Origin of the sequence: Streptomyces asoensis, from assembly GCF_013085465.1 — a bacterium.
Taxonomy (GTDB): Bacteria; Actinomycetota; Actinomycetes; order Streptomycetales; family Streptomycetaceae; genus Streptomyces; species Streptomyces cacaoi_A.
The window spans coordinates 1697223-1710719 of the sequence record NZ_CP049838.1 but is presented as its reverse complement, the minus strand read 5'-3'; the positions used below and the strand labels follow the sequence as shown (position 1 = coordinate 1710719).

The 13497-nt window shown below is 70.7% G+C and carries 12 protein-coding genes; 9 read left to right on the top strand and 3 right to left on the bottom strand.

What is annotated here, in order from left to right; all coding sequences use genetic code 11:
* The first annotated feature begins 127 nt into the window (after positions 1–127).
* The 6 genes from G9272_RS07515 to G9272_RS07490 all read left to right on the top strand — a co-directional run bounded on the left by G9272_RS07515 (position 128) and on the right by G9272_RS07490 (position 7401).
* Positions 128–2590, top strand: coding sequence for a SpoIIE family protein phosphatase (locus G9272_RS07515; protein WP_171395811.1), 2463 nt, complete (start codon positions 128–130; stop codon positions 2588–2590).
* An 85-nt stretch (positions 2591–2675) separates the two neighbouring features.
* On the top strand, positions 2676–2843 hold the full coding sequence (locus G9272_RS07510) for a hypothetical protein (RefSeq protein ID WP_171394565.1): 168 nt from the start codon (positions 2676–2678) through the stop codon (positions 2841–2843).
* Entirely contained in the window at positions 2840–2929 is a 90-nt protein-coding gene (gene kdpF, locus G9272_RS07505) for a K(+)-transporting ATPase subunit F (protein WP_016434100.1), read from the top strand. The genes G9272_RS07510 and kdpF overlap by 4 nt, the downstream gene beginning before the upstream one ends.
* 6 nt (positions 2930–2935) lie before the next feature.
* On the top strand, positions 2936–4600 hold the full coding sequence (gene kdpA, locus G9272_RS07500) for a potassium-transporting ATPase subunit KdpA (RefSeq protein ID WP_171395810.1): 1665 nt from the start codon (positions 2936–2938) through the stop codon (positions 4598–4600).
* Entirely contained in the window at positions 4597–6726 is a 2130-nt protein-coding gene (kdpB, locus tag G9272_RS07495) for a potassium-transporting ATPase subunit KdpB (RefSeq protein ID WP_253267750.1), read from the top strand. The genes kdpA and kdpB overlap by 4 nt, the downstream gene beginning before the upstream one ends.
* A 6-nt stretch (positions 6727–6732) precedes the next feature.
* On the top strand, positions 6733–7401 hold the full coding sequence (locus tag G9272_RS07490; protein WP_171395809.1) for a potassium-transporting ATPase subunit C: 669 nt from the start codon (positions 6733–6735) through the stop codon (positions 7399–7401).
* Between the two features lie 34 nt (positions 7402–7435).
* Here the strand turns inward: G9272_RS07490 and G9272_RS07485 are convergent, their stop codons facing one another.
* Positions 7436–8167: an SDR family oxidoreductase gene (locus tag G9272_RS07485; protein WP_171395808.1), complete on the bottom strand. Its 732-nt coding sequence runs from the start codon at positions 8165–8167 to the stop codon at positions 7436–7438.
* A gap of 182 nt (positions 8168–8349) precedes the next feature.
* Between G9272_RS07485 and G9272_RS07480 the strand changes: the two genes are divergently transcribed.
* Positions 8350–8826, top strand: coding sequence for an RrF2 family transcriptional regulator (locus tag G9272_RS07480; RefSeq protein WP_171395807.1), 477 nt, complete (start codon positions 8350–8352; stop codon positions 8824–8826).
* 46 nt (positions 8827–8872) lie between these two features.
* On the opposite strand, the gene G9272_RS07475 is transcribed toward G9272_RS07480, so the two are convergent.
* Entirely contained in the window at positions 8873–10171 is a 1299-nt protein-coding gene (locus G9272_RS07475) for an MFS transporter (protein ID WP_171395806.1), read from the bottom strand.
* A gap of 274 nt (positions 10172–10445) precedes the next feature.
* On the bottom strand, positions 10446–11384 hold the full coding sequence (locus tag G9272_RS07470; RefSeq protein ID WP_171395805.1) for a LysR family transcriptional regulator: 939 nt from the start codon (positions 11382–11384) through the stop codon (positions 10446–10448).
* Between the two features lie 125 nt (positions 11385–11509).
* Here G9272_RS07470 and G9272_RS07465 point away from each other — a divergent pair, with 125 nt between their 5' ends.
* Together G9272_RS07465 and G9272_RS07460 are read left to right on the top strand one after the other, a co-directional pair.
* A complete protein-coding gene (locus G9272_RS07465; protein ID WP_171395804.1) occupies positions 11510–12532 on the top strand; it encodes a fumarylacetoacetate hydrolase family protein in 1023 nt (340 codons plus the stop codon).
* A complete protein-coding gene (locus G9272_RS07460) occupies positions 12529–13491 on the top strand; it encodes a cyclase family protein (protein WP_171395803.1) in 963 nt (320 codons plus the stop codon). The genes G9272_RS07465 and G9272_RS07460 overlap by 4 nt, the downstream gene beginning before the upstream one ends.
* The last annotated feature ends 6 nt before the right edge of the window (positions 13492–13497 follow it).

Sequence of the window (13497 nt, the reverse complement as noted above, 5' to 3'; positions counted from 1 at the left end):
TCCTCCTGTACCTCCATGCTGCCTTGGTTCGGCAGGTCCGGAAACCGGGGGCCTCGGAGGCGGAGCCGACGGCGCCGTGCGCATCGGTCGGACAAGCAGGACCATGGTCGTGTAGAGGACGGGACCCATGGATTCTGCGCGAGAAGCTTTCGACGCCCCGACGCCCGCGGGACCGCACGATCTCCTCGATGCGTCCACCGACGCGGCGGCGATCGTGTCCGCGGCCGGCGTCGTGGTCGGCTGGACGCGTGGTGCGGAAGCACTGCTCGGCCGCCCGGCGTCGGAGGTCGTCGGTCGCTCGGCCGCGGAGCTGGTGGCGATGGACCGGGACCCGGCACGGGTGGCCGGTGTCGCGGCGCGGTGCCGGGCCGGGATGGGGTGGAGCGGGGTCATCTCCGTACGGCCCCGCGACGGCCGCCCCGTCGACGTCGACCTGCGGGTCTCCGCCTCCTTTCGGATCGGCGACGACGAGTGCTTCCTGCTCTCGGCGCGCAGGCGGAGCGAGCAGTGGACGGTGGGCCAGTCCGTCCTCGACGGGTTCCTGACCCGTTCCCCGGTCGGGATGGCGGTGATGGACCTGGAGCTGCGCTATGTGTGGCTGAACGACACGCTGGAACGCTTCGGCGGTGTGCCCCGCGAACAGCGTCTGGGGCGCCGGCTGAGCGACCTGCTGCCCGGACTTCAGGCGGCCGCCATCGAGGGACTGATGGGCAAGGTGCTGGAGACCGGGGTCCCGGTCACCGACTACGAGTACCTGGGGTGGAGTTGGGCCGACCCGCACCGCCGCCACGCCTACTCCACGTCGTTCTTCCCCCTGGTGGGTGACGACGACTCCGTCACCGGGGTCTGCTACATGGTCCAGGACGTCACCGAGCGGTGGAACGCCCGCCGGCTGCTGTCGCTGGTCAACGAGGCCGGGACCCGCGTCGGCACGACCCTGGACGTGATGCGCACGGCCCAGGAGCTCGCCGACTTCGCCGTTCCCGGATTCGCGGACTTCGTCATCGTCGACCTCCTGGAGCCGGTGCTCAGCACCGAAGGACACGGCGCGTGGCTGACCGACGCGGGACCGGCGCCCGCGCGGCCGGTGATGCGGCGCGCCGGGATGTGTTCGGTGCGCGAGGGCTGCCCGGAGGCCGTGGCACGGATCGGGGACCGGGTGGACTTCCTGCCCCCGCCGCACGACGCAGGCCTGCTCATCGACGGCGAACCGATCCTCATCCCCGTGCTCGATCCCTCCGACGAGCTGTGGACCTCCGAACAGCCCGAGCGGGCGGCGAGCATCCGCGAGTTCGGCCTGCACTCCCTCATCTCCGTGCCGATGCGGGCGCGGAACACCGCCCTGGGCCTCGCCACCTTCGTCCGGTCCCTCAACCCCGTCTCGTTCCGGTCCGACGACGTCCTGCTGGCCCGGGAGCTGGTGGCGCGGGCGGCGCTGTGCGTCGACAACGCCCGCCGGTACACCCGGGAGCACACGGCGGCGGTCACCCTTCAGCGCAGCCTGCTGCCCCACGCCCTGGCGGGCGGAACGGCGCTGGAGCTGGCCTCCTCCTACCTGCCGGCGGACCCCACGGACGGGGTGGGCGGCGACTGGTTCGACGTGATCCCCCTGTCCGGGGCCAGGGTGGGCCTCGTCGTCGGCGACGTGGTGGGGCACGGTATCGCCGCCGCGGCGACCATGGGCCGGCTGCGCACCGCGGTACAGACCCTCGCCGACATGGAGATGCCCCCCGACGAGCTGCTGGCCCACCTCGACGACCTCGTGCTCCGGCTGAGCGTGGAGCGGACCGACGACACGGCCGCCCATCAGGGCGCCACCGCCTTCCTGGGGGCGACCTGCCTGTACGCCGTCTACGACCCGGTCACCCGACGGTGCACGATGGCCCGGGCCGGACACCCGCCGCCCGTGGTCGTCGCCCCCGACGGGCAGGTCTCGTTCCCGGAGCCCCCGGCCGGTCCTCCGCTGGGGCTCGGCGGGATGGCGTTCGAATCGACGGAGATCGAGCTCGCCGAGAACAGCCTGATCGGTCTCTACACCGACGGCCTCGTGGAGGGAGCCGACCGGGACATCGAAGAAGGCATGCTCCGGCTCGGCGAGCTGCTCGCCCGGTCCGACGCCGATCTGGCGACCCTGTGCACCTCGGCGGTGCGACAGCTCGTGCCCGTGCCCCAGCCCGACGACATCGCCCTGCTCCTGGCGCGCACGCACGCCCTCGGCCCCGACCACGTCGTCTCCTGGGAGGTGCCGGTGGACCCGGCCGCCGTCTCCGACGTCCGGGCCCGGGCCACCCGGCAGGTGGAGGCCTGGGGGCTGGGCGATCTGGCCATGACGTCCGAGCTCATCGTGAGCGAGCTGGTCACCAACGCCGTGCGCTATGCCACACCCCCCATACGGCTGCGGCTGCTCCTCGACGCACGCCTGACCTGCGAGGTCTCCGACGCCAGCAGCACGGCCCCACGGTTGAGGCATGCCCGGATCACCGACGAGGGCGGCCGTGGCCTCTTCCTGGTGGCGCAGCTGGCCCACCGGTGGGGCGCCCGGTACACGGCCGACGGAAAGATCATCTGGGCCGAGCAGGAGATCCCGTGACCCGGTCCGCGCCCCCCCGCGGACCCCACCACCGACCGCCGGCCGTAAGGGCGGCGTCAAAGGCGTGGACGCCGCCGTCAGGGACGTGTCAACGACGGTCGTTTCCGGCCACGGACGGTGTTCTCTCGACCTGTCCGTACCTCTTCCGACCCTCTCCAAGGAGTTCGCGATGGCCGATCCGGCCTTCGTCGTCACCACGATCGCGGTCTTCGCGCTGGTGGCCCTCGTCGCCAAGGGGGTGACCAAGCTGTGACCGCCGAGAACATCGTCGGCCTCGTCGTGGCCGTCGCCCTGCTGGGCTATCTGGTCCTCGCCCTGATCTTCCCGGAGAGGTTCTGAGCGGCCATGGGTCCCGTACTCGCCGGCGTGCTCCAGCTGCTGGCTCTCACAGCGGCGCTGGCGCTCGCCTACGTCCCCCTCGGCGCCTACATGGCCAGGGTCTACTCCACCGACACACACTGGCGCGTCGAGAAGTGGATCTACAAGGCCATCGGCGCCGACCCGAACACCGAGATGCGCTGGCCCGCCTACCTGCGGGGCGTGCTGGCCTTCTCCGCGGTCGGCGTCCTCTTCCTGTATCTGCTCCAGCGGCTCCAGGGGCATCTGCCCGGCTCGCTGGGCTTCAGGGCGATCGACCCGGACCAGGCGTTCAACACCGCCGCGTCCTTCGTCACGAACACCAACTGGCAGTCGTACTACGGCGAGCAGGCCATGGGCCACGTCGTGCAGACGGCCGGCCTGGCGGTGCAGAACTTCGTCTCCGCGGCCGTCGGCATCGCCGTCGCGGTGGCCCTCGTACGGGGGTTCGCCCGATCCCGTACCGGTGAGCTGGGCAATTTCTGGTCGGACCTGGTGCGCGGGACCGTCCGCCTCCTGCTGCCGCTCGCCGTCGGCGCCGCGATCGTCCTGGTCGCCTGCGGCGCCATCCAGAACTTCTCCGGCATTCACGAGGTCGGCCAGTTCTTCGGCGGCTCGCAGCAGTGGAACGGCGGTGCGGTCGCCTCCCAGGAGGCCATCAAGGAGCTGGGCACCAACGGTGGCGGCTACTTCAACGCCAACTCCGCCCACCCGTTCGAGAACCCGACCCCGTTCACGAACCTCTTCGAGATCTTCCTGCTGCTGGTGATCCCGCTCGCGCTGACCCGCACCTTCGGCATCATGGTCGGCTCCGTCAAGCAGGGTTACGCGATCCTCGCGACGATGGCCACCATCTGGGTCGGCTTCGTCGCCCTGATGATGTGGACCGAGTTCGCCCATCACGGCCCGGCGCTCCAGATCGCCGGGGGCGCGTTGGAGGGCAAGGAGGTCCGCTTCGGGGTCGGTTCCTCGTCCGTCTTCGCGGTGTCGACGACGCTCACCTCGACCGGCGCGGTGGACTCCTTCCACTCCTCCTTCACCGGCCTGGGCGGCGGCATCACCATGCTCGGCATGATGCTGGGCGAGATCGCGCCCGGCGGTACCGGCTCCGGCCTGTACGGCATGCTGATCATGGCGGTCATCGCGGTGTTCATCGCCGGTCTGATGGTCGGCCGGACCCCCGAGTACCTGGGCAAGAAGATCGGCACCCGCGAGATCAAGTGCGCGGCCTGCTACCTCCTCGTCACCCCGGCGCTGGTTCTGGTCTTCGCCGCCGCGGCGATGGCGCTGCCCACCCCGGGCGACTCCATGACCAACTCCGGCGCGCACGGCTTCTCCGAGATCCTCTACGCCTACACCTCGGCGTCCAACAACAACGGCTCGGCCTTCGCCGGTCTCAACGCGGACACGCAGTGGTTCAACAGCACCCTGGGCGTGGCGATGCTCCTCGGCCGCTTCCTGCCGATGGTGTTCGTGCTGGCGCTGGCCGGCTCGCTCGCCGAGCAGCGGCCGATCCCGGCGACGGCGGGCACCCTGCGTACCGAAAAGCCGCTGTTCACCGGCCTGTTGGTGGGCGCGATCCTGATCATCACCGGCCTGACCTACTTCCCGGCGCTCGCGCTGGGACCGCTCGCCGAAGGGCTGGCGTCATGACGACCGACGTAACGAAGCAAGAGGACTCGATGTCCACAGCCGTCCCGACACGGGCGCCGCACCAGGATGTGCCGACCGGTCACCAGGACCAGGGCCGCGTCGGTGCGGGCCTGTTCGACCCCAGGCAACTCGTCAAGGCCCTGCCGGACGCCTTCCGCAAACTAGACCCGCGGGTGATGGTCAAGTCGCCCGTGATGTTCGTGGTGTGGATCGGTTCCCTGCTCACCACCATGTTCTCCTTCAAGGACCCGGGCGACTGGTTCGGCTGGACCATCAGCGCCTGGCTGTGGCTGACCGTGGTCTTCGCCAACCTGGCGGAAGCGGTCGCCGAGGGCCGAGGCAAGGCGCAGGCCGACACCTTGCGCAGGGCCAAGACCGACACGGTGGCCCGACGGCTCGCCGGGAACTCCGAAGAGCGGGTCCCGGGAACCGGGTTGAGGATCGGCGACCTCGTCGTGTGCGAGGCCGGTGATGTCATCCCGGGTGACGGTGACGTCGTCGAGGGCGTCGCGAGCGTCGACGAGTCGGCGATCACCGGTGAGTCGGCGCCCGTCATCCGTGAGTCGGGGGGTGACCGCAGCGCTGTCACCGGCGGCACGAAGGTCCTCTCCGACCGGATCGTCATCAGGATCACGACGAAGCCGGGCGAGACCTTCATCGACCGGATGATCAGCCTGGTCGAGGGCGCGGCCCGGCAGAAGACGCCGAACGAGATCGCGCTGAACATCCTGCTCGCCTCGCTCACGATCGTCTTCCTGCTGGCGGTGGCGACGCTGCCGCCGTTCGCGGACTACGCGGGCACGCATCTGACGATGGTCGTGCTGGTGGCACTGCTGGTCTGTCTCATCCCCACCACGATCGGCGCGCTGCTGTCGGCGATCGGCATCGCGGGCATGGACCGCCTGGTGCAGAGGAACGTCCTGGCCATGTCCGGCCGGGCCGTCGAGGCCGCGGGTGACGTCTCGACCCTGCTGCTCGACAAGACCGGCACCATCACCCTGGGCAACCGCCAGGCCGCCGAGTTCGTGCCGGTGCGCGGCACCGGCGAGGCCGAACTCGCCGACGCCGCCCAGCTGTCGTCGCTGGCCGACGAGACGCCTGAGGGCCGCTCCATCGTCGTCCTGGCGAAGGAGAGGTACGGGCTGAGGGAGCGCCATCAGGGCGAACTGGCCGGCGCCGATTGGATCGCCTTCACCGCCCAGACCCGGATGTCGGGCGTGGACGTCGACGGCCGCAAGATCCGCAAGGGCGCGGCCGGTTCGGTCGTCGCCTGGGTGCGGGAGCGGGGCGGCGAGGTGTCCGAGGACGCCGGCGCGCTCACCGACCGGATCTCCGAGGCGGGCGGCACGCCGCTGCTCGTGGCCACCGAAGGCACCGACGGGGCACGGGTGTTGGGCGTCATCCACCTCAAGGACGTCGTCAAGGACGGCATGCGCGAGCGGTTCGACGAGCTGCGCCGTATGGGCATCAAGACCATCATGATCACGGGCGACAACCCGCTCACGGCGAAGGCGATCGCCGAGGAGGCCGGTGTCGACGACTTCCTCGCGGAGGCCACCCCCGAGGACAAGATGGCGCTCATCAAACGGGAGCAGGCGGGCGGCAAGCTCGTCGCGATGACCGGCGACGGCACCAACGACGCACCCGCGCTGGCCCAGGCGGACGTCGGTGTCGCGATGAACACGGGTACGTCGGCCGCGAAGGAGGCCGGCAACATGGTCGACCTCGACTCCAACCCGACCAAGCTCATCGAGATCGTCGAGATCGGCAAGCAACTTCTCATCACCCGGGGCGCGTTGACGACGTTCTCCATCGCCAACGACGTCGCCAAGTACTTCGCGATCATCCCCGCGCTGTTCGCGGCGGTCTATCCCGGCCTGGACAGGCTCAACATCATGGGCCTGTCCTCCCCGGACTCCGCGATCCTGTCCGCCGTCATCTTCAACGCGCTGATCATCATCGCCCTGGTCCCGCTGTCCCTGAGGGGCGTGCGGTACCGGCCGGTGAGCGCGGACAAGATGCTCCGCCGCAACCTGACGATCTACGGCATCGGCGGCCTGGTAGCGCCCTTCGTCGGCATCAAGCTCATCGACCTGCTCATCTCCCTCATCCCCGGGATCGGCTGAACCGCCATGAACAACTCCCTGGCAAACACCGCCCGGTTGCTCGGGGCGGGCCTGCGCGCCCTCCTCGTGCTGACCCTGGTCACCGGCGTCATCTACCCGCTGGTCGTCACCGGCATCGCCCAGGGGCTGTTCGGCGACAAGGCGAACGGCTCCGAGATCAAGGCGGACGGCAAGGTCGTCGGCTCCTCGCTCATCGGCCAGGCGTACAACCTGCCGCTGGAGAAGGGGCAGGAGACCCCGGAGCCCGACCTGAAGTGGTTCCAGGGCCGCCCGCAGAACGGCCTCGGCACCAACGGCGTCAACACCCGGTACAAGCTGATCCTGTCCGGCGCCACCAACCGCTCCGCGGACAACAGGGACCTGATCGACTGGGTGACGGCCGCGAAGGCGGCGGTCGTCAAGGACAACTCGACAGCCGACTACAAGGTCAGCCCCTCGGCCGTGCCCGCCGACGCCGTCACCTCCTCAGGCTCCGGCCTGGACCCGGACATCTCCCCGCAGTACGCGGACATCCAGGTCCACCGGATCGCCGAGAAGAACGGCCTGACCGTCGCCCGGGTCCGGAGACTGGTCGGCGAGCACACCGACGGCCGCACCCTCGGCTTCATCGGCGAGCCCCGGGTCAACGTCCTGGAGCTCAACATCGCGCTCAAGGCACTCCTGGCCAAGGGCTGATGGCGTTACGCGACGCGTGGGGGAGTGCCGGCGGTCAGGAGAGCCAGTCGCTGTAGCGGGTGGGGGCGATGCGGGCGCCGGCCGGGGCGGTGAGAACGTCACCGTCGACCGCGGCGAACATGCCGGCGCTGTCGTCGGTGACGACGGTCCGCGCGTCGCTCTTGGCGGCGAGGGTGAGCCGGCCGAGTTCGTCGAGGGGGTAGCGGTCGGGGCCCGCGATGTCGAGGACGCCGTTGAGCGGTGCGCCCGCGGCCGTCTCGGCGACGAGGCGGGCCACGTCCGCGGCGGCGATCGGCTGGATCGGCGTGGCGGGCAGGCGGACGGTGTCACCGTCGGCGGTCCAGGACAGGACCGCGTCCATGAACTCCATGAACTGCGTGGCGCGGACGATGGAGTAGGGGACGGCCCCGGCCTTGAGGATGTCCTCCTGGAGGACCTTCGCCCGGTAGTAGTCCAGGTCGGGAACCCGGTCCACGCCGACGATGGAGAGGATGACGAAGTGCCCGACTCCGGCCTTCTCGCTCGCGGCGAGGAGGTTGTCCATCGAGGTCTGGAAGAAGGCGAGCGAGGCCTCGTCGAAGGTCGGCGAGTTCGACAGGTTGACGACGACGTCCGCGCCCGCGAGCGCTGCCTCGAGGCCTCGGCCGGTGATGATGTCCACGCCCGTGGACGGTGAGTGCGGGACCGCCTGATGTCCGGCCCCGTTGAGGTTCTCCACGACCTGCGACCCGATCAGCCCGGTGCCGCCGATGACTGCGAACTTCATGATCTGCCCTTCCCTCGATGACCATGCCCGTTACGCGACCCGTACGTGATATGCGGCTTATGTAATCACTGTCGCAGCGACACTGCCGCGCCGCCCATAAACTCGGACACTTTCTATCCGGGATGATACTCGGACATCTCGTGTCCGTGTCAATGGGGCGCAGGTAGGGTGAGGGGGTGAAAATGTCCGGTGGCGTGGAGTGGGCTCTGCACTGCTGTGTCGTGCTGACCTCGGTGGAGGAGCCGGTGCCGGCGGCGCGGCTCGCGCAGCTGCACGATGTCCCGCCCACCTATCTCGCCAAGCAGCTCCAGGCCCTTTCGCGCGCCGGGCTTGTGCAGGCGGTGCAGGGAAAGTCGGGCGGCTACGTCCTGACCCGGTCGCCCGCGTTGATCACAGTGCTCGACGTCGTCGAGGCGATCGACGGGCCCGGCCCGGCCTTCGTCTGTACGGAGATCCGCCAACGCGGCCCGATGGCGAGTCCGCCCGAGGCCTGCACCGCGCCGTGTGCGATCTCCCGTGCCATGGCCTCCGCCGAGTCGGCGTGGCGCGCGTCCCTGGGGTCCGTCACCATCGCCGACCTGGCCAACGACGTCGAGTCCGACTACGGGAACGGCGCCCTCGCCGGCATCGGCGCCTGGCTGAGCCCGGCCGACACCTGAGACCGGAGCACCTTGCGCCCGGCCCGTCGGGCGCGCGGGAGGATCGTCACCTCGCGGTGAGGGGCACGTGCCGACGGGCGGCGAGGCCCAGTCCGATCGCCCCGACCGATCCGGCGACCGCGAGCACGCCCAGGGCGCCCGCCGGACTGCCGACGGCCGAGGTGAGCGCGAGGACCACGAGTGGGCAGATGAACTGGCCGATGAAGAAGGAACCCGTCCACAGTCCGGTGCCGCGGCCGCGGTCGGCGTAGTCGAGCTTGGACAGCGCGAGGGTGAGCAGGCTCGGCAGCATGATGCCGCCGCCGAAGCAGTTGATCACGGCGCCGACGGTCAGCACGACGGGGTCGGGGGCGAGCCACATCACGGCGAAACCCAGGGCGCACAGGGCGAAGACGGCGGGCAGCCAGGTGTCCGGGGTGCGGCCGAGCCTGGTGAAGACGACCGCGCCGATCACGGTCGCGATGCTGGAGGCGGCGATGGCGAGCCCGATCATGCCGGGGTCGGTCACGCCCATGTCGTCGAGGAGGAAGGCCATCTCCACCTGGACGGTGTAGAAGAGGACGGCGCCGAAGACGGTGAGCGCACACGTTCCGGCCAGCGGCCGCCAAGGGAAGGAGCGCCCGGCCGGCTCGGGGGGTGTGGTGGGGGTGGGGGCGGTGGTCGTGTCGGCGGGTGTGGTGGGGGAGGGGGCGGTGGTGTTGTCGGTCGGCCGGGGTCGGGGCAGGAAGGCGGCCATGGCGGGGGCGAGGAGCAGGCTGACGGCGTAGGCCCAGAACGGCGTGCGCCAGCCGGCCGATCCCGCCGCGCCGCCCAGGACGAAGAAGGCCGTCGCGGAGATCGCGGCGCACATCGTCTGCATGGCCAGGTAGCGGTCGCGCTGCCGGCCGGAGTAGTGGTCGCCGATCAGCGTGGTGCAGCAGGTCATGATGGCGGCCTCGACGACACCGACGAGGGCGCGGCTGGCGACGATGGCGCCGAGGGAGTCCAGCCACAGCGGGGCGGTGCCGACGACGGCGTAGAGCACGGTGGCGATCACGAGGAGGCGTTCACGGCCGAGCCGGTCGGCGACGATGCCGGCGATGGGCGCCAGCAGTGCCAGGGACAGGGCCGGGATCGTCAGGGCCATCGGGACCAGCGCCTCGACGCCGGGTGTGCCGGCGAAGTGGTCCCGCATCCGCGGCAGGACGGGGGCGATGAGCACGGCGCCCAGGATGGGCAGACAGCTGCCGGCCATCAGCAGCGTGATGCGAAGCCGGTGGCCGGCTCCGGACACGGGCTGCTCGGACGGCGCGTCCTCGACGGCGGCGAGCGGCGGGGACGGGAGCGGGGGCACGGGTGCGGGCATGCGGGAACTCCACCTGGTGTATCGGGAGGGGGACGGGGGCGCGGCCGTTTCGGTGAGTCCGCCCGGAACACGGGGCGGATCCGGAGCGCTCGGTGTGGCCGGAGTGTGGGGGCACCGATGATCGCCGTGGCGTCGCGAAGGTCCGGCTCACCGGGGTCTGCGCCGCCCCGGCAGCGGTGAGCGGGGCGGCTCCGGCGCCGGGTTGAGACGACTATGAGGTACCCCGCGGAACCTGCCTACCCCCTGGCCGATCGAGATCGAAGATGTGGATCATTCACGCCTTGGATGCGGCCCGGGGGCCGGACGCGGGCGCGCTCAGCTCCGCTCCCACGCGGGCCGCGGTCTCGCGCAGCCACATATGGGCCGCGTCGTGGGTGTGGACCGGGTGCCACCACAGGGCTTCCTGGAGAGGGACCACCTCGTACGGAGCCGCCATGACGCGTACGGCGGCCACCCCGCGCAGCTGCTCGGCCAGGCGCTGCTGCACCAGGGCGATCCGGCGGGTGCCGGCCACCAGGAACGGCAGTACCTGGAAGCTGTCGACGGAGACCTCGACGCGGGGTTCGATGCCGAGCATGCTCAACTGGCGGGCGGCGGGGGCGTCGTAGGTGCGCTGGTAGGTGACCCAGGGCAGCCGTGCCAGGTCGTCCATGGTCAGCCGGTCGCCGACCTCGTCGTTGGTCTCGGCGACGAGAAAGGCCCAGCCGTCGGTGAACAGCTCGACGGTGGGGAAGCCACTGATGACGCCGTGCGGCATCAGCAGTCCGTCGGCCGTGCTGAGCAGTGCCGCCGTCTCCTCCGTCACGTCGGTCGGAGGCCGCTGGAAGCGCAGCCGTACCCCGGGAGCCTCGGCGTGCACGGTCCGGGCGAGCTCGGCACCGAACACGGCGACGGCGTAGTCGGAGGAGAGCAGGGTGAACTCGTGCTCCTCGCTGCCGGGAACGAACTCGGCCCTGCTGCTGAACACCCTTTCCAGCAGGTCACAGGCGGTGGCGGTGCGGTCGAGCAGCGCGCGCCCGAGGGCCGTGAGCTCGTACTGGCCACCGACGCGGGAGAGCAGCTCGTCGTCGAAGTGACGGCGCAGACGGGCCAGGGCCGCGCTCATCGCGGGCTGGCTGAGCCCGATGCGCTGCCCGGCGCGGGTGACGTTGCGTTCCTCCAGCAGCGCCCGCAGGGACAGGACGAGATTGAGATCGAGGCCGGACAGGTACACAACGCCTCCACACCGAGGCCGCCCCAGGCAGCGTTATTCATGCGATGGATGATCGATATCCAAAGAATCGATTTCCCAGATTACGGGAGGTGGGGCCAGATTAGTCGCATCGCAACCAGGAGGACATGTCAGTGAAACCCGCAGCCCCTTCCGCGTCCTTCTCCGGACCCTTCGCCCTCGGCACCCTCTCCGCCCCTGACCAGGCATCTTTCCCCGGGCTCGTGGTCCCCGAAGGGCGGGTGCTGGACCTTCGCGGCGCCCTCGGCGACCCCGCCCTGACCACTCGGCGGCTCTTCGAGCGCTGGGACGAGGTGCTGCCGCGCCTGGGCGCCCTCGCGGCGAACGGCGCCACCGACACCGCCGCCACCGCCGACGCCTGGCAGCCGCTCGACGGACTGCGGGTGCACGCCCCGGTCGAGCCCCGCCAGGTCTTCCAGTCCGGCGCCAACTACCGGCAGCACGTGATCGACCTGGAGCTCGCCCACCGCGCGCCCGACGACCCGCGCACACCGGAAGCGGCCCGGGCGGAGATCGCCGAGGTCATGGACCGACGGGCGGCGGAGGACCTGCCGTACGTGTTCATCGGTCTGCCGAGTGCGATCACCGGGCCTTACGACGATGTCGTCCTGCCATCCTGGGCCGAACAGCCGGACTGGGAGCTGGAGTTGGCGGTCGTCGTCGGCAAGCCGGCCTACCGGGTGTCCGCGTCGGAGGCCCTGGCGCACGTCGCCGGGTACACGATCGCCAACGACCTCACCGACCGTGCCACCGTCTTCCGCCGGGACATGAAGGCCATCGGCACGGACTGGCTGCGCAGCAAGAACGCGCCCGGCTTCACCCCGCTCGGCCCCTGGATCGTGCCGGCCGCGTCGATCGCCGACCCGGGCGATCTGCGGGTCACCCTGAAGCTGAACGGCGAGACCATGCAGGACGAGTCCACCGAGGACATGCTCTTCGGCATCGCCCGGCTGGTGTCGTACGCCTCACAGACCGCCCAACTCCTGCCCGGCGACCTGGTGTTGACGGGTTCCCCGGCCGGCAACGGCATGCACTGGGGGCGGCTGCTGCGCGACGGCGACGTCATGGACGGCTCGATCACCGGGCTCGGTGCCCAGCGCACCCGCTGTATCGCCCAGGGGGCGTCGTGAGCCCGGACCGCCGCGACCCCGAGGGCGCGATCGCCGAAGCCGCCAAGTCCTTCTCCAACTGGGGCCGTTGGGGCGAACACGATGTGCTGGGCACCCTGAACTTCCTCGACGAGGCGAAGCGCCGCGAGGGCGCCGCACTGGTCCGCCGCGGAGTCAGCTTCTCGCTCGCGCAGTCCTTCGACATGAACGGCCCGCAGAAGGGCTGGCGGCGGCGCACCAACCCGGTGCACACCATGCTCGACACCGGTACCGACGCCGCCCTCGGCAACCAGGGCTTCCCGCACGGCATCGGCGGCGCCGACGACGTGATCGCGATGCCGCTCCAGTGCTCCACCCAGTGGGACGGGCTCGGCCACATCTTCGACCACGGCAAGGCGTGGAACGGGCGGCCGGCCGAGCGGGTCGTCACCTCGGACGGCGACCTCGTCACCGGCATCGAGCACATGGCGCCGTACGTCGCGGGGCGCGGGGTGCTCCTCGATGTCGGTCAAGTCATCGGTGACGAAGGAGAGTTGCCCGACGGGTTCGCCATCACCGAGGAGCACCTGACCGCGACCGCCGACGCGCACGGCGTGGCGGTCGGCCGCGGGGACATCGTCGTCGTGCGGACCGGCCGGCTGGCCCGGGCCCGGCGCGAGGGCTGGGGCGACTACGCGGGCGGCGACTCGCCCGGCCTGTCCTTCACCACGGCCGGCTGGCTGCACCGCACCGAGATCGCCGCGATCGCCACCGACACCTGGGGCTTCGAGGTACGGCCGAACGAGTTCGACGCGGCCTTCCAGCCCCTGCACCAGGTCGCCATCCCCAACATGGGCCTGCTCATCGGGGAGATGTGGGACCCCGACGCGCTCGCCGCCGACTGCGCGGCGGACGGCCGGTACGAGTTCTGGCTCACCGCCGCACCCCTGCCCATCACCGGAGCCGTCGGCTCACCCGTCAACCCGGTCGCGGTCAAGTAGCCCGCG